We start from the raw sequence: 16,611 nt of genomic DNA on the forward strand, positions 1-16,611 counted from the left end.
CCGCGCTTGCGATCGCCACTAGCCCGATGGCGGCGACCCGCTTCGCCCGGCTGCGCCGCGCTTGCGATCGCCGCTAGCCCGATGGCGGGAGCCTCAGCACCACCTGTCATCTGCCGTTTGCCTCCCGATCAGCGGGCCGATGCAGTTAGCTCATCGCGGCGACCTACACCGGTTATATGCGATGCACCGTCTTCGGCACCGGATATCTGGGCGCCACCCACGCCGTCGGAATGGCGGAACTGGGCCACGAGGTGATCGGGGTCGACATCGACCCGGGCAAGGTCGCCAAGCTCGCCGGCGGTGACATTCCGTTCTACGAGCCGGGGCTGCGCAAGCTGCTGACCAACAACCTGGCGGCGGGGCGGCTGCGGTTCACCACCGACTACGACATGGCGGCCGAGTTCGCCGACGTGCACTTCCTCGGCGTCGGCACGCCGCAGAAGAAGGGCGAGTACGCCGCCGACCTGCGCCACGTGTACGCCGTCGTCGACGCGCTGGTGCCGCGGCTGACGAGATCGTCGGTGCTGGTGGGGAAGTCGACCGTTCCGGTGGGGACCGCCGCCGAACTGAACCACCGCGCGGCCGCGCTGGCGCCGGACGGTGTCGACGTCGAGATCGCCTGGAACCCCGAATTCCTGCGCGAGGGCTATGCGGTGCACGACACGCTGCATCCGGACCGCATCGTGCTTGGCGTGCAACAGGATTCGACGCGCGCCGAGACGGCGGTGCGTGAGCTGTATGGCCCCTTGCTCGCCGACGGCGTGCCGTTCCTGGTGACCGACCTGCAGACCGCGGAGCTGGTCAAGGTTTCGGCTAATGCCTTTCTGGCGACCAAGATTTCGTTCATCAACGCTATCTCCGAGGTGTGCGAGGCCGCCGGCGCCGACGTCAGCGTGCTGGCCGACGCGCTCGGTTACGACCCCCGCATCGGACGCCAATTCCTCAACGCGGGTCTGGGTTTCGGCGGGGGCTGCCTGCCCAAGGACATCCGCGCCTTCATGGCCCGCGCCGGTGAACTGGGCGCCGACCAGGCGCTGACGTTCTTGCGCGAGGTCGACAGCATCAACATGCGCCGGCGCACCCGGATGGTGGAGCTGGCCAGCGCCGCGTGCGGCGGCTCGCTGCTGGGCGCGAACATCGCCGTCCTCGGCGCGGCGTTCAAGCCCGAATCCGACGATGTGCGCGACTCGCCCGCGCTCAACGTCGCCGGGCAGCTACAGCTCAACGGCGCCGCGGTCAACGTCTACGACCCCAAGGCGCTGGACAACGCGCAGCGGCTGTTCCCGACGCTGAACTACGCGGTCTCCGTCGAGGAGGCCTGCGACCGCGCCGACGCGGTGCTGGTGCTCACCGAGTGGCGGCAGTTCATCGACCTCGATCCGGCCGACCTGGCCGACCGCGTCCGGGCCCGGGTCATCGTCGACGGCCGCAACTGCCTCGACGCCGCCCGCTGGAAGCAGGCGGGCTGGCGGGTGTTCCGGCTGGGCGCGCCGCGACCCTGAGGTGTCCCGGCCCCGCGCGTCACGCCAGCGTGGCGCCGACCGGCGAATGCCACGCTGGCGTGACGCGCGGCGCGAAGCCGCCGAGTAGCCTGACCCGCGTGGACTATGCCGGCGCATTCCTCGAAGAGAACCGCGCTTTTTCGGAGCTTTTCCGCCATGCGGACCAGTCCAAGCCCGTGCCGACCTGCCCGGGGTGGGACCTCAACCAGCTCCTGCGCCACGTCGGCCGCGGCGACCGCTGGGCGGCACAGATCGTGCGCGAGCGGCTCCAGGAGTTCCTCGACTTCCGGTCCGTCGAAGGCGGCAAGCCGCCACCCGACCCGGCCGATGCGGCCTCCTGGTTGCGGGGCGGTGCACAACGGCTGGTCGATGCGGTCGAGCTGACGGGCGTGGAAACCCCGGTGTGGACCTTTCTCGGGCAGCGCCCGGCGAACTGGTGGGTGCGTCGCCGCCTGCACGAGGTGGCCGTGCACCGGGCCGACGCGGCCATCGCCCTGGGAGCGGAGTTCACGCTGGCCGCCGACGTCGCCGCCGACGGGATCACCGAATGGCTCGAGCGGGTCGCGATCCAGGCCGGCGCGCAGGGGGCGCCGCTTCCGCTCGGGGACGGCGAGACCCTGCACCTGCACGCCACCGACCCCGGCCTCGGCGAGGCCGGCGAGTGGACGATCGGCGTCGACGCCGGCCGCATCACCTGGGCGCACGAGCACGGCAAGGGCACCGCTGCGCTGCGGGGCGGGGCGACCGAGTTGCTGCTGGCCATCCTGCGCCGGGTGCCGCTCGCCGACACGGGCATCGCGCTGTTCGGCGACGAGGCGGTGTGGCAGAACTGGCTGGACCGTACCCCGCTCTAGCCACGGCGAGATGGCGCACACGGTAACTTGCACTCCATGACCACTTCGGAGATCGCCACCGTCCTGGCATGGCACGACGCGCTCAACGCGTCCGACCTGGAAACCCTGGTGGCCCTGTCGAGCGATGACATCGAGATCGGTGACGCGCACGGGGCCGCGCAGGGGCATGAGGCGCTGCGCCGGTGGGCCGCTTCCCCGCGCGGCACGGCGGAGCTGGGCCGGATGTACGTGCACGACGGCGTCGTGGTGGCCGAGCAGAAGGTGAGCGCCCAGGACGACCCCGGGGCGGTGACGTCCGCCGCGTCGGCGTTCCGGGTGGTGCACGACCACGTGACGTCCGTGTTCCGGCACGAGGACCTGGCGTCGGCGCTGGCGGCCACCGAACTCACCGAATCCGACCTCGTCAACTAAGCAGTGGAATAGGGGAGCCACTCATGCGCGGCATTATTTTGGCCGGCGGCTCGGGCACGCGCCTGCACCCGATCACCGTGGGAATCAGCAAGCAGCTGTTGCCGGTGTACGACAAGCCGATGGTCTACTATCCGCTGTCCACGCTGATGATGGCCGGGATCCGGGACATCTTGGTGATCACCACCCCGCACGACGCGGCGGGCTTCGAGCGGCTCCTGGGCGACGGCTCGCAGTTCGGGATCAGCATCAGCTACGTGACGCAGGAACGCCCCGACGGCCTGGCCCAGGCGTTCGTCCTCGGCGCCGACCACATCGGCACCGACTCGGTGGCTCTGGTGTTGGGGGACAACATCTTCTACGGCCCCGGGTTGGGCACCAGCCTGAGCCGCTTCCAAAAGATCAGCGGCGGAGCGGTATTCGCGTATTGGGTGGCCAACCCGTCGGCGTACGGCGTGGTCGAGTTCAGCGACGACGGCATGGCGCTGTCGCTGGAGGAGAAACCCCAGACGCCGAAATCCAATTACGCGGTGCCGGGTCTGTATTTCTACGACAACGACGTGATCGAGATCGCCAAGGGCCTGAAGAAGTCGGCGCGCGGCGAATACGAGATCACCGAGGTCAACCAGATCTATCTGAGCCGGGGCAAGCTGTCGGTCGAGGTGATGGCCCGCGGAACGGCCTGGCTCGACACCGGCACGTTCGACTCCCTGCTGGACGCCAGCGACTTCGTGCGAACGCTGGAACGACGCCAAGGCCTGAAGGTCAGCGTCCCCGAGGAAGTTGCGTGGCAGCAGGGCTGGATCACCGACGAGCAGCTGGCCGAGCGAGCCAACACCCTGCTCAAGTCCGGCTATGGCGGCTACCTGCTGGATCTGTTGGAGCGGAGCCGATTTCACTAGGCTTGGCCAGCGCCGCGGCGATCGCCGTCGTCAGCGGCACCGACAACGCCAGCGCGATGCCGCCCACCGCGGACCGGGCGATCTCGATGGCCACGCTCTCGCCCGTCAACACGTCGGTCAGCGAACGGTTGGCCACGCTGAACAGCAACAGAAGCGGCAGCGAGCTCCCGGCGTAGGCCAGCACCAGCGTGTACACCGTGCTGGCGATGTGATCGCGGCCAACTCGGATGGCGCCCAAGAAGATTGCGCGTCGTGAGCCGCCGAGGTGGGCGAGCTCGAACACCGTCGAGGCCTGGGTCACCGTCACGTCGTTGAGCACACCCAGCGACCCGATGATGAAGCCGGCGAGCAGCAGGCCGCTGATCGACACGTTGCCCAGATACGCGCCGACGGTCGCGTTCTGATCGTCGGACAAGCCGGTCAGATGCGCCAGTTGGATTGCGGCCCAGGACAGTCCAGCCGCCAGCAGCAGCGACGTCAGCGTGCCCAGCAGCGCGGCGCTGGTCCGCAGGCTCACGCCGTGGGCCAGATAGATGACCGCATAGAGGATCGCGGCCGCGCCCACCAGCGCCACCGGGACCGCGGGCGCGCCGTCGCGCAGGGCCGGCAGCACGAACACCACCAGCACCCCGAAAGCGACCGCGATGCCCACCAGCGCCAGCAGCCCCCGCCACCGCGCCACCGCGACGACCACTACCGCGAACGCGACGGCCAGGGCAACCAGCGACCAGCCGCGTTCGAAGTCGTAGAACGCGTAACTGGTGGCGCCCTGGTCGTCGACCTGCCGGACGAGCCGAATATGGTCTCCCACCGCAAATTTGGGCTGGCCCGGGCCGGGGGAGGACTCCAGCAGGGTGTTGGCCCCCGCGTTGGGGCCGGAATCGATCGCCACCAGCGTCAGCACACAGCGGCCCGCGCCAGGCGGCGCCGGCTGCGGCGCGGTGGTGAGCACCTGGCTGACCGACGGGCTGCCGCAGTCGCCCATGCCGCTGGACAGCACGTGCCCGGCCTGGGTGCTCACTGCACCCCCGGCCGCGTTCTGGAACGGCATCGGGATGTCGACGTGCTGGCGGCTGGGCCACAGCGCGATGGCGCCGCCGAGCACCGCCACCCCGATCGCCACCAACAGCCCGACGACGATCCTCGCGGGCAGCGATTCAACCGGGACCGGAGCCGACGGGCCGTGGGAGTGCGAGTGTGTCACCCGGTCCACCGTAGAGGCGCCGGCTGCGAAGTTGCTTACTGGCGATAGCTGACCAGGAAGTTGCCCAGCCGCTCGATCGCGGCGGCGAGATCGCGGGACCACGGCAGCGTGACGATGCGCAGGTGATCCGGTGCCGGCCAATTGAATCCGGTGCCCTGCGTGACCAAAATCTTCTCCTGCAACAGCAGGTCGAGGACGAGCTGTTCGTCGTCGGTGATGTCGTAGACCTCGGGGTCCAGCCGGGGGAAGGCATACAGCGCGCCCTCGGGCTTGACGCAGGACACCCCGGGAATCTCGTTGAGTTTCTGCCACGCGACGTCGCGCTGCTCGAGCAGCCGCCCGCCCGGCAGCACCAGGTCTTCGATGCTCTGGTGGCCACCGAGGGCTACCTGAATCCCGTGCTGGGCGGGCACATTGGGGCACAGCCGCATGTTCGCCAGCAGGTTGATGCCCTCGATGAAGCTTTCGGCGTGGTCCTTGGGTCCGGTGATCGCCAGCCAGCCCGCCCGGTAGCCGGCGACCCGGTAGGCCTTGGACAGCCCGTTGAACGTGAGGCACAGCATGTCGTGTGCCAGCGAGGCCACGTTGATGTGCGTGGCGTCGTCGTACAGGATCTTGTCGTAGATCTCGTCGGCGAGCAGCAGCAGTTGGTGCTTGCGCGCCAACTCCACCATCTGCGTGAGGACCTCGCGGCTGTACACCGCGCCGGTCGGGTTGTTCGGGTTGATGATGACCAGCGCCTTGGTGCGCTCGCTGATCTTGGACTCCAGGTCCGCGATGTCGGGCTGCCACGCCTGCGTCTCGTCGCACAGGTAGTGCACGGGCGTGCCGCCGGCCAGCGACGTCGACGCCGTCCACAGCGGGTAGTCCGGCGACGGGATCAACACTTCGTCGCCGTTGTCCAGCAGGGCCTGCAGCGTCATCGTGATCAGCTCGGAGACCCCGTTGCCCAGGTACACGTCGTCGACGTCGAACCGGGGGAAGCCCTCGACCAGCTCGTAGCGGGTGACCACCGCGCGGCGCGCGGGCAGGATGCCCTGCGAGTCGGAGTAGCCCTGCGCGTACGGCAGCGCCTGGATCATGTCCCGCATGATCACGTCGGGGGCCTCGAAGCCGAACGGCGCCGGGTTGCCGATGTTGAGCTTGAGGATGCGGTGCCCCTCGGCCTCCAGCCGCGCGGCCTGCTGGTGCACGGGCCCGCGGATCTCGTACAGGACGTCCTGAAGCTTGGACGACTGCGCGAAGACCCGCTGCCGGTGATGGCCGGAGGCGTGCAGGGGCAGCTGGTGAGTGGTCACGCCCTTAATGGTGCCACCACTGTCCACCGAAATTTGCTGTCAAGCGTCAAACCGTGATCAGCGCTTGCCCGTGCGGCCGCGACAGCCCTCGCCGAGCGTGAAGCTGTTGCGAAATCTTCGCGGATTTTTCGCAGTGGCTTCACGCTCGACAGGTCGGGGATCAGCGCTTGCCCGGCGGCCGGGCGCCGCGGGCAATGCCCAGGCCCTTCACCGGCTGCGCGGGCGGCTCTTGCTCGCCGTCCGTTTGCTTTGCCGGCTCCGCTTTGGGCGCGGGCTCGGCCTCGGCCTGCGGGGCGGGCTCGGCGTCCGCCTTCGGCGCCTCGGCTTTGGGGGCCTCGGCGGCCGGCGCGGCCTTCTTCGCGCCGGGGCGCTTGGCGCCCGCCGCGATGCCCAGGCCCTTGACCGGCGCCGCGGGTGCCTTGTCCTCGGTCTTCGGGGCGGCCTCGGCCGGCTGAGCCTCCGCCTGCGGTGCCTCGGCTTTGGGGGCCTCGGCGGCCGGTGCGGCCTTCTTCGCGCCGGGGCGCTTGGCGCCCGCCGCGATGCCCAGCCCCTTGGCCGGCGCGGGGGACTCCGCGGGCGCTCCCGCCTTGGCCTCGGCCTGCGCGGGCGCGGCCTTCTTGGCGCCCGGCTTCTTGGCGCCGCCGGCGATGCCCAGCCCCTTGGCGGGCGCGGCGGGCGCGGACGCCTCGGCCTTGCCGTCCCCGGCGGGTTCGGCCGCCTTCTTGCCCGGTTTCTTGGCGCCGCCGGCGATGCCGAGCCCCTTGGCGGGCGCGGCGGGCGCCGCAGCAGCGGCCTCGGACTTCGGGGCCGCCTCGGCGGGCGCCTCCTCCTTGGCCGGTGCCTCAACCGTCGCGGTGGCCTTGGGCGCCTGGGCGGCCCGCTTCTCGGCTTCCTTTGCGGCGGTGCCCTTCTCGGGCAGCGTCTCCTTGTCGTATTCGAGGGAGCCGAGCAGCACCTGCGCGACGTCGAGCACCTCGACCCCGGTCCGGCCGGCCTCCTCGGAGCGGTCGTTGACGCCGTCGGTGACCATCACCCGGCAGAACGGGCAGCCGGTCGCGATCGTGGACGCGCCGGTGGCCAGGGCCTCGTCGACGCGTTCGTGGTTGATGCGCTTGCCGATGTGCTCTTCCATCCACATCCGCGCGCCGCCGGCGCCACAGCAGAAGCTGCGCTCGGCGTGGCGCGGCATCTCGGTGAGCGTCGCCCCCGCGGCCCCGATCAGCTCGCGCGGCGCCTCGTACACCTTGTTGTGCCGGCCCAGATAGCACGGGTCGTGGTAGGTGATGTCCTGAGAAACCGGGGTGACGGGGACCAGCTTGTTGTCGCGGATCAGCCGGTTGAGCAGCTGGGTGTGGTGCAGCACCGAGTAGTTCGCCCCCAGCTGCCGGTATTCGCGGCCCAGGGTGTTGAAGCAGTGCGGGCAGGTGACGACGATCTTGCGGTCGACGGTCTCCACGCCCTCGAACACCCCGTCCAGCGTCTCGACGGCCTGGGCGGCCAGCTGCTGGAAGAGGAACTCGTTGCCCGAGCGGCGCGCGGAGTCGCCGTTGCAGGTCTCGCCGGTGCCCAGCACCAGGTACTTCACGCCGGCGATCGCGAGCAGTTCGGCGACGGCCTTGGTGGTCTTCTTGGCCTTGTCGTCGTAGGCGCCGGCGCAGCCCACCCAGAACAGGTACTCGTAGCCGTCGAAGCTGTCGACGTCTTCGCCGTAGACCGGGACGTCGAAGTCCACTTCGTCGATCCAGTTGGTGCGGTCGGCGGCATTCTGGCCCCACGGGTTGGCCTTGGTCTCCAGGTTCTTGAACAGCACCGACAGCTCGGACGGGAACTCCGACTCCATCATCACCTGGTACCGGCGCATATCGACGATGTGGTCGACGTGCTCGATGTCCACCGGGCACTGCTCGACGCACGCGCCGCAGGTCACGCAGGACCACAGCACGTCGGGGTCGATGACGCCGCGCTGTTCCTCGGTGCCCACCAGCGGCCGGGTGGCCTGCTCGGGCCCGGAGCCCATCACGCGGCCGAAGCCCGACTCGGGAACGTGGTGCGCCTCGGCGTGCTTCTCGCCGGACAGCTCCTCGCCGATCCCGCCCTCGGGCGTGTTCTCGAGGGGGCTCTCCTTGTCGCCGAGGATGTAGGGCGCCTTGGCCATCCAGTGGTCGCGCAGATCCATGATGACGAGCTTGGGCGACAGCGGCTTGCCTGTGTTCCACGCCGGACACTGCGACTGGCAGCGGCCGCACTCGGTACACGTGGCGAAGTCCAGCATGGCCTTCCAGCTGAAGTCCTCGATCTTGCCGCGGCCGAATTCGGCGTCGTCGGGCGGGTTTTCGAAGTCGATCGGCTTGCCGTCGTGTTCCAGCGGCAGCAGCGGCCCCAGCCCGTTGGGCAGCCGCTTGAAGATGACGTTGATCGGCGCCGTGAAGATGTGCATGTGCTTGGAGTGCAGCACGATGATCAGGAACGCCAGCATGACCGCGATGTGCAGCAGCAGGGCCGTCGTCTCGATGATCTCGTTGGCGGGCTGCCCGAGCGGACGCAGAATGGCGCCGAACAGCTGGGACAGGAAGGCGCCCTTGCCGTAGGGCAGCGTGCCGTTGTTGACCGCGGACCCGCGGACCAGCACGTAGGTCCAGATGACGTTGAAGATCATGAACAGCACCAGCCAGGCGCCGCCGGTGTGGGAGCCGTAGAACCGGGACGAGCGGCCGTATTCCTTCGGCTCGGTCCGCCACCGGATGATCGCGAAGGTGGTGATGCCCAGGAAGACGCCGGTGGCGAAGAAGTCCTGCAGGAAGCCCAGCGCGTCCCATCGCCCGATGATCGGGATGTGGAAGTTCTCCTGGAACAGGAAGCCGTACGCCTCGATATAGACCGTGAGCAGGATGAAGAAGCCCCACATGGTGAAGAAGTGGGCCAGGCCGGGGATCGACCACTTGAGCAGCCGGCGCTGCCCGAAGACCTCGGAGACCTCCGCCCAGATTCGCTTGCCGGGTTCGTCGGTGTGCCCCGGTGCCGGCTTCCCGGACGTGATCAGCTTGAACAGCCACAGGACCCGCTTGGCAGCGAGTGCGGCCACGACCAGCGTCATGCCCATGCCCACTATCAGTCTGATGAGCATCTGCGTCGTCACTGAACGTCTCCCCAATGCATCGTTGATTCAGCCTGCGAATTGTTTGCCTGCTCAGCCCTGCTCATAGTTACATCTCCGCAGCTTCCGCCGCGAGAAAGGCTGCCCTAACTTGGAGGCTGACCGCCGCCCGTGGCCTGCTTCGTCAGTGTGCCTGGGCGGGTGTGACCTTCGTCGCCGTGACCTGTGGCACTCGCGTCAGGGCCGGGGCTGGGGCACGAAGGGCGGCAGCAGCGGCCGCAAGCGGGTCGTCGTCGGGGGCGCGGCCGTGGTGGTCGCCTGCGATGTCGTGGGCGCCTGCGACGTCGTGGTCGGCGCGGCGGTGGTGGTCGTCGTCGTCGGAGCTTCCGTCGTGGTGGTCGTGGTCGGCGGAGGGGTCGTCGTGGTGGTGGTCGGCGGCGGCTCGGACGACGACGACGGCGGCGGCGGGGGCGGGGGCAGGACCGTCTCGGTGGTGCTGCCGTTCGGCTCGGTGATGGTCACGGTTTGCGACGTTTGGGGGGGCGCCGGCTGGCTCGGGGCGGTGGGTTTCGCCGGGCTCGACTTGGTGAGCCCCAGGTTGATCGCCAACAGGACGGCCACCAGCACCGCCGCCGCGGCGCCGGCGACGGTCAAGACCAGCGCCGTGCGCTTGTACCAGGGCAGCCCGCCGCCTTTGGCCGGGTAGCGGCTGTCGGCGTCATCGTCGAAAGTCCTTGCCGCACCGGCATACTCGCCGGTGGCGTCGCGCCCGGTGTAGGGCACCGGCTCGTCGGCGCCGTCGGCGTCCTGGGACCAGGCCAGGGCACCGTCCACGTCGGTCGCCTGGGCGGCCCACGCGGCCTGGGTCATGTCGATTCCGCCGGTGCCCACCATCTCGGTCGGGGTTTCCACAACGGCGCCCGCGGCGGTCGGGACGCCCGCAGACGCCTGCTGGTCGCCGAGCGCCGCCGCGCCGAGGGCCGCGCTCAACGCGGGCCGCGGCGCGGTGTGGACCGGCACCGAAAATCGCCCCGACAACCGCGCGGTGAGCAGCGGAATGCCGGCGCCCCCGCCGACCGTCGCGATCGTGGCCAATTTCGGAATCCCGTTGCGGCGCAACGCTTCCTCGAGGGCGTTCAGGAATCGGTCTAGCGGTTCGGAGATCAGTTGCTCGAGGTCGGCGCGGGTCAGCTGCCCGCCCGCGACCGAGGCGGTGGCGGCGGTGGACAGTTGCTCCTTGGCGCGCCGGCACTCGCCGAGCAGACGGCTCTGCGACCCGATCCGCACGGTGCTGCCCAGGTCGGCCATGGTGTCATCGGAGGCCCGCAGGCGGCCGAGCACCAGTTGATCGATGCCGTCGCCGGAGAAATCGGCGTAGCGCACCGACGGGCCGATACGGGCGAAGTTGGATCCGGCGTCCATCAGGGTGATGCTGGTGCCGCTGGCGCCGAAATCGCATAGCGCGACGACGCCGGCGGTCGGGAATCCCGGCCGGCCGCGCAGCGCGGCGAGCGCGGCGGTGGCGTCGGACACCAGCACGGGGGCCACCCCGCCGCGGGCGAGGTCCGGCTGGGCGAAGAACTCCTCACGCAGCGCGGTGAACTGGGCGTCGGACCAGTACGCCGGCACGGCGATGGTGATCGGGGTGCCGTAGCCGACGGTGCGGGCCATGGCCTCGATCGCCTCGACCGTCAGCACCTCGCCGAGGTACTTAGTCCCGTCGGCAGCCACCACGGGCGTCCGGTCGCCGACGCGCTCGACGAATCCGCGCAGCACCATCCCGTTTTCGGTCAGGTTCGGGTTTTCCTCGGGCAGGCCAACTTCGGTGGGGCGGTGCTCGAAGAGGGTCAACACGGCGCTGCGGACCACCGGGGCCCTTCCCGCGCGGGCCGCCACCAAGTTGGCCGCCCCGATCGACAGCCCGAGCGACTCGCTCATTCCCCGCACCCCACTTCCGATCGCCCGGTGGTCCTCACCCTAGCGGCCGAGGGGGTCAGCGCAGCCCCGGCGGGACCGTGATCACCGTGGGCACGCCCGGAACCGTGATCACCGACGGCACCTGGGGCAGATGATGCCGATGCGTCGGCTCCTGCTGGCTGGGCTGGCGCGTGGGCTGCCCCGTCGGCTGCTGTGCCGGCGGCTCGACCGCGCTGCTGGTGCTCGGGGTCGTCGTCGTGGTGGTCGTCGGCGCGGTCGTGGTGGTGGTTGTCGTCGCGCTGGTGCTGCTGGTGCTCGGGGTCGGGCTGGTGGTGCCCTGCCCGCCGCTCAGCAATTCGGTGATGCCGTAGACGATCAGCCCGATCAGAATGACGACGAACACCAGCCAGGCGATGAGCAGCGGCGGCTTGCGGTACCAGGGGGTGGGTTCGCTTTCCAGGTCGCCGAACGCTTCGGGCTGGTCAAACCCTTCGGGCGGGTTCGCCGGGGGTTCGCCGGTGGTGGGCTGCTCGGCGACGCCGTAGTCGGCGTGCCGGGTCGCCTGTTCGTGGAAGTCGTCGGGTGGGCCGTTGCGTGCCACGGCACCGATGGTACTGATGCCGGCTGCCAACCCCCTGAGCCCCGGGGCCGTTGCGCTCAGTTCCGGCCGAGCGCGTCGCGCACGCGTCCCCGCGCCCGGTCGAGCCGGGCGGCGGCCTCGGTCGCGTCGACGCCTGCGAGCAGCGCGACGATCGCGGTCTTGGCGTGACCCCCGGCGGCGGTGAGCGCGGCGGTCGCGGTTTTCTCGTCGACGCCGGCCGCGTCGCGGACGATCCGCACCGCGCGGCGGCGCAGCTTCGCGTTGGTCGCGCGGACGTCTACCATGCGTGGCCCGTAGGCCTTGCCGAGCGCGATCATCACGCTCGTCGAGAGCGCGTTGAGCGCGACCTTCTGGGCGGTTCCCGCGGTCAGCCGCGTCGAGCCGGCCAGCACCTCGGGTCCGGTCAACAGTTCGATCACCACGTCGGCTGACGCCTCGCTGTGCGGGTTGTTGACGATCGCGACCGTCAGCGCGCCCGCCGCGCGCGCATGCTCGAGTGCCCCGAGCACGTAGGGGGTGCGGCCCGACGCGGTGATCCCGACAAGCGCGTCGGCGGCGCTCAGGTCGGCGAGACCGGCGGGGTCGAACGCGTCCTCCGCACCCTCGATCGCCTCGGTCAGCGCCGCCGGGCCGCCGGCGATCACACCGCGCACCAGGTCGGTGCCGAACGTGGGCGCACACTCGGCCGCGTCGAGCACACCGAGCCGCCCGGGCGTGCCGGCACCGGCGTAGATCAGGCGGCCGCCACGCTCGAGCCGCGCGGCGATCGCCCCGGCTGCCGCCGCGATCCGCGGGACCGCCGCCGCCACCGCGGCATGCGCCTCGCCTTCGGCGTCGACGAGCAGCGCGACGACTTCTCCGATGGGCCGGGCGTCCAGGTCGTGCAGGCCCGGACGGACCGCTTCGGTGGCCAGCGCGTCGAGCCCTTGCACCGCAGCGGATTTCGGTTCCGGCCGCACGCGGAGCAGGTGCGGCTCGTGGATCGCCCCCAGTCGCAGCGCGCCGTCGAGCGCGTCGCCGGCGGCGGGGACGAGGTCGAGCCGTGCGTGAAGCGCTTCGAACCCGGCCAGGCCGCCGACCATCGCGACCGGGCCATCGCCGACCGCGCGGGCGGTCGCGGCGAGCGCCCCGGCCGCCGCTTCGACGATCGCCAACGCGGCGGCGTCGCCCCGCGCAGCGAGGACGTCGGGTGCGAAGGACGCGAGCGCGGCGGCGCCGGTGAGCCGCGCGGGCCAGGTCTCCGGGGTGCCGAAGCGGGCGCGGGCGGCGTCGAGCAGCGTGGTGGACGGGCCGCGGCCGTCGTGGGCGCGCAGCGCCGCGCGCAGCCCGGCTGCGCCGATCCACGCGCCGCCGCCCTCGTCGCCCAGCCACGGGCCCCAGCCGTCGGCGCGCCGCCACCGACCATCCGCATCGATCGCGAGCGCCACGACGCCGGTGCCCGCGATCAGCACGACGCCCGGCTGTCCGCTCAGGGCGCCGGCGTGCGCGGTCACGGCGTCGCTGGTCACCGCGACGCGCTCCGCGCGCAGCGACGTCAGCAGCGCATCGCCCAGCGCGCGCGCCGCGTCCGGGGCCGCCTCCGCCCCGGCCGCGCCCACGATCACCTCGTCGACCGCTCCGAGCTCGCGCGCCAGATCGCCGGCCACGGTCAGGATCGCCGCCTCCGCGGCCCGCACGCCGCCGGGCGCCGCGAGCCCGGGCGCGCCCGGCCCCTCAGCCCGACGGCCGCATGCCGAAGCCCGGCACGACGTCTTACCCAGGTCGACGGCGAGGATCACCGCACCCATCCTTGTCGAGCGGAGACTGGTCTGGTGGGGCGGGCGTTGCTGACCGTGGGGCACGGGACGGCCGACCGTGAGCGGCTGGCGGATTTGCTTGCCGGCGCCGGGGTTGCGCTGGTGGTGGATGTGCGGCGGTATCCGGCCAGCCGGACGAATCCGGACGTGCAGCGGGAGGCCCTGGAATGCTGGCTGCCCGAACGCGGCATCGAGTACCGATGGGAGCCACGCCTGGGCGGGCGGCGCCACGTCGCGGCGGGAGAACCGGAGCCGGACGCCTGGTGGACGGTGGCCGCATTCCGGGCGTACGCCGCGTACACCCGGACGCCGGAGTTCGGCGCGGCGCTCGACGAGGTCCTGGCCGACGCCGCCCGGCGCACCACGGCGGTGATGTGCAGCGAGAGCGTCTGGTGGCGCTGCCACCGGCGGCTGATCGCCGACGTGGTGGAGCTCGGCCGCGCCGTCCCGGTGCGACACCTGATGCCGGACGGCCGGCTGCGCCCGCACCGCCCCGCCGACGGGGCTCGCCGCCGCCCCGACGGCCACCTGGTGTGGGACGGCGCAGCCGAGCGATCCGGACCTGCCTTTAGAACGTGTTGACCTTGTCGAGGCTGACGAACATGCCGTGGCCGGTGTGGTCGTTGGTGAAGCGGGTGCCGTCGGCGGTGGCGTTGATCGTCCAGCCGGCGGCGTTGTAGGTCTTGTAGTCGATCTGCACGGTGGGAATGGCGCCGAGGTTGCCCAAAACCCACTGCACCTTGCCGGCCGAGTCCACGCTGACGCCGTTGGCGTGTTCGCCGTCCTGCAGCGGGGAGTTGGTGAACGGCGCTTCGCAGCCGACGGTGTCCTTGTTGATCTGGCAGCGGGTGGTGCCCGACTTGGTTTCGATGAAGACGTAGCCGTTCTGGTCCGGCGGCAGCGGGATCGCGCCGGCCGGTGCGGTCGGGTTGGCCGGCGTCGTCGGCAGGCCCGGGGCTGGGCTGGCCGTCGGGGCCGGCGGCGCTGCCGACGGCCTGGGGGTGGGGAACGTGGGTTCGACCGGGCCGGCCCCCGGCGCGGCGACCGGCCGGCCTGCGATGGTGCTGGAACAGGCGTCGATCAGTGCCGGGCTGACCAGCACGGGCGCGATCAGCAGGGACCCACCGGCAAGGCTCCACCGTGCCCTTTGCGAAAACCGCACGCGCCACTCCCGATTATCAGCAATATTGGGAAATCAGATTACGCGCGCAGTAACGAAATCCCGTGCAACCGCGCAGCTGTCGATGCCACGCCGATGGTGAACCTTTATCGCTGCGTGACCGACTGGGTCTCGGCGGCCCGGCGGGCGGCGGCGACGATGCCCTGGTAGCCGGTGCACCGGCAGAAGTTGCCGGACAGGCCCTCCCGGATCTCGTGGTCGCTGGGATCGGGGTTGTCGCGCAGCAGCGCGGTCAGCGACATGACGAAACCCGGCGTGCAGAAGCCGCATTGCAGCCCGTGGCACTCGCGCAGCGCCGACTGCACTGGCGACAGCGTGCCGTCGGGTTCCGCGACCCCTTCGACCGTCGTCACCTCGGTCCCGTCGGCCTGCACCGCGAACATCAGGCACGAGCGCACGGCCGCGCCGTCCAGCAGCACCGTGCAGGCCCCGCACGCGCCGTGTTCGCAGCCCAGATGGGTGCCGGTCAGCCCGCACTTCTCGCGCAGGAAGTCGGCCAGCGTCATCCGCGGTTCGACCACGGTGGTGACCGGAGTTCCGTTGACGGACAGTTCGATTGGGTGTTCAGGCATTGTCGGCCCCCGTGGCTGCTTCGGCTGTAGCTCGTGTCCAGGCGCGGGCGGCCATCGTGGCGCCGACCTTCAACCGGTACGCCGCCGTCCCCTGCAGGTCGTTGGGAACCTCGTCGAGCCCGCTCATCGCGGCCCGGCCGATCTCCTCGGGAACCAGCTCGCCGACCGGCCTTCCGAGGGCCGCGACCTTGGCCGCCGTCGCGCGCCGGACCGTGGACCCCATGCCCAGCAGCCCGATCGCGCAGCGCGACACCCGGTCCTGGTCGTCGAGCTGGACGGCCACCAGTGCGCCGGCGATCGCGAAATCGCCGTGGCGGCGCGAGAATTCCTCGACGGCGAACCCGCATCTGCCGTCCCAGATCGGGAACCGCACCCCGGTCAGCACCTCGTCGGAGTCCATGGTGGTTTCCCAGACGCCGGCGAAGAAGTCGGCGGCGGCGATCTCGCGCCGCCCGCCTGGCGACTGGACCTCCATCACCGCGTCCAGCGTCAGGGCGACCGCGGGGTATTCGCCGGCGGCGTCGGCGTGCGCGATCGACCCGCCCAGGGTGCCGCGGTTGCGGATCTGGAAGTGCCCGACGAACGGCGTCACCCGGGCCAGCAGCGGAACCGCTTGGCGCACTACGTCATCGGAGCCAACGGCAGCCTCGGTGGTGCCGGCGCCGATCCACAGCTCGGCACCCCTGCGGTCGATGCCCTGCAGCTCGGGCAGCCGGGAGATGTCGATCAGGTGGTCGAAGTAGGCCAGCCGCATCGCGAGCATCGGCACCAGGCTCTGGCCGCCCGCCAATATCTTTGCGTCGTCGCCCAATTCGGCCAGCAGGCGCACGGCGTCGTCGATGCTGTCGGGCCGGTGGTAGTCGAACGCGGCCGGCTTCATCGTTGCACCGCTTCCAGCAGGGCCGCGATCGACGCCGGGCTGGCCGGCAGCCGGGTGACCGTCACACCCAGCGGCGCGAGCGCGTCGTTGATGGCGTTGATCACCGCCGGCGTCGAGCCGATGGCCCCGCCCTCGCCTGCGCCCTTATAGCCGCCGGGCCCCGGTCCGGGTATCTCGACGTGGCCGAATTCGATCGGCGGTACCTCGGTGGCGGTGGGCAGCAGGTAGTCGACGAAAGTCGTTGCCAGTGGGTTGCCGTCGTCGTCGTAAACCAAGTCCTCCATCAGGGCGCCGCCGATGCCCTGCACGGTGCCGCCGGCGATCTGGCCCTCCACCACCGAGGGGTTGATCATCGGCCCGACGTCCTCACTGACGATGTAGCGCAGCAGCGTCACCTTGCCGG

The 16,611-nt window shown here is 70.9% G+C and carries 15 protein-coding genes; 5 read left to right on the forward strand and 10 right to left on the reverse strand.

What is annotated here, in order from left to right; genetic code table 11:
- The first annotated feature begins 176 nt into the window (after positions 1–176).
- The 4 genes from A9X05_RS03495 to rfbA all read left to right on the forward strand — a co-directional run bounded on the left by A9X05_RS03495 (position 177) and on the right by rfbA (position 3,666).
- Positions 177–1,502 carry a UDP-glucose/GDP-mannose dehydrogenase family protein gene (locus A9X05_RS03495; RefSeq protein WP_067779189.1) on the forward strand — a complete coding sequence of 442 codons (1,326 nt, stop codon included), beginning with the start codon at positions 177–179 and terminating at the stop codon, positions 1,500–1,502.
- A gap of 98 nt (positions 1,503–1,600) precedes the next feature.
- Positions 1,601–2,356, forward strand: coding sequence for a maleylpyruvate isomerase family mycothiol-dependent enzyme (locus A9X05_RS03500; protein WP_067779212.1), 756 nt, complete (start codon positions 1,601–1,603; stop codon positions 2,354–2,356).
- A gap of 36 nt (positions 2,357–2,392) precedes the next feature.
- Positions 2,393–2,767 carry a nuclear transport factor 2 family protein gene (locus A9X05_RS03505; RefSeq protein ID WP_067758450.1) on the forward strand — a complete coding sequence of 125 codons (375 nt, stop codon included), beginning with the start codon at positions 2,393–2,395 and terminating at the stop codon, positions 2,765–2,767.
- A 23-nt stretch (positions 2,768–2,790) separates the two neighbouring features.
- Positions 2,791–3,666, forward strand: coding sequence for a glucose-1-phosphate thymidylyltransferase RfbA (gene rfbA, locus A9X05_RS03510; protein ID WP_067779192.1), 876 nt, complete (start codon positions 2,791–2,793; stop codon positions 3,664–3,666).
- Here rfbA and A9X05_RS03515 read toward each other — a convergent pair.
- From A9X05_RS03515 to murQ, 6 genes are all read right to left on the reverse strand, one after another.
- Positions 3,608–4,870 (reverse strand): YibE/F family protein, encoded by a 1,263-nt coding sequence (locus A9X05_RS03515; RefSeq protein ID WP_067779215.1) that lies wholly within the window; start codon positions 4,868–4,870, stop codon positions 3,608–3,610. The genes rfbA and A9X05_RS03515 overlap by 59 nt on opposite strands.
- A 35-nt stretch (positions 4,871–4,905) precedes the next feature.
- Complete coding sequence (locus A9X05_RS03520; protein ID WP_067779196.1) at positions 4,906–6,195, reverse strand: pyridoxal phosphate-dependent aminotransferase; 1,290 nt, start codon at positions 6,193–6,195, stop codon at positions 4,906–4,908.
- Between the two features lie 133 nt (positions 6,196–6,328).
- Positions 6,329–9,304: a (Fe-S)-binding protein gene (locus tag A9X05_RS03525; protein WP_067758462.1), complete on the reverse strand. Its 2,976-nt coding sequence runs from the start codon at positions 9,302–9,304 to the stop codon at positions 6,329–6,331.
- Between the two features lie 195 nt (positions 9,305–9,499).
- Complete coding sequence (locus A9X05_RS03530; RefSeq protein ID WP_067779199.1) at positions 9,500–11,200, reverse strand: Hsp70 family protein; 1,701 nt, start codon at positions 11,198–11,200, stop codon at positions 9,500–9,502.
- 55 nt (positions 11,201–11,255) lie between these two features.
- A complete protein-coding gene (locus A9X05_RS03535; protein WP_067779202.1) occupies positions 11,256–11,780 on the reverse strand; it encodes a hypothetical protein in 525 nt (174 codons plus the stop codon).
- Positions 11,781–11,836: 56 nt separating this feature from the next.
- On the reverse strand, positions 11,837–13,558 hold the full coding sequence (murQ, locus tag A9X05_RS31925) for an N-acetylmuramic acid 6-phosphate etherase (protein WP_231972864.1): 1,722 nt from the start codon (positions 13,556–13,558) through the stop codon (positions 11,837–11,839).
- 33 nt (positions 13,559–13,591) lie between these two features.
- Between murQ and A9X05_RS03545 the strand changes: the two genes are divergently transcribed.
- A complete protein-coding gene (locus A9X05_RS03545) occupies positions 13,592–14,158 on the forward strand; it encodes a DUF488 family protein (protein ID WP_067779204.1) in 567 nt (188 codons plus the stop codon).
- Here A9X05_RS03545 and A9X05_RS03550 read toward each other — a convergent pair.
- From A9X05_RS03550 to A9X05_RS03565, 4 genes are all read right to left on the reverse strand, one after another.
- Positions 14,145–14,738, reverse strand: coding sequence for a hypothetical protein (locus tag A9X05_RS03550; RefSeq protein ID WP_067748335.1), 594 nt, complete (start codon positions 14,736–14,738; stop codon positions 14,145–14,147). The genes A9X05_RS03545 and A9X05_RS03550 overlap by 14 nt on opposite strands.
- 104 nt (positions 14,739–14,842) lie before the next feature.
- Positions 14,843–15,328, reverse strand: coding sequence for a (2Fe-2S)-binding protein (locus A9X05_RS03555; RefSeq protein WP_067748333.1), 486 nt, complete (start codon positions 15,326–15,328; stop codon positions 14,843–14,845).
- Entirely contained in the window at positions 15,321–16,208 is an 888-nt protein-coding gene (locus A9X05_RS03560; protein WP_067779207.1) for a xanthine dehydrogenase family protein subunit M, read from the reverse strand. Before A9X05_RS03560 ends, A9X05_RS03555 begins: the two co-directional genes overlap by 8 nt.
- Positions 16,205–16,611 (reverse strand): molybdopterin cofactor-binding domain-containing protein (locus tag A9X05_RS03565; protein WP_156736230.1); only part of this gene is annotated, 407 nt, incomplete at its 5' end. The genes A9X05_RS03565 and A9X05_RS03560, both read right to left, overlap by 4 nt.

Source organism: Mycobacterium sp. E3298, assembly GCF_001666895.1.
Taxonomy (GTDB): Bacteria; Actinomycetota; Actinomycetes; order Mycobacteriales; family Mycobacteriaceae; genus Mycobacterium.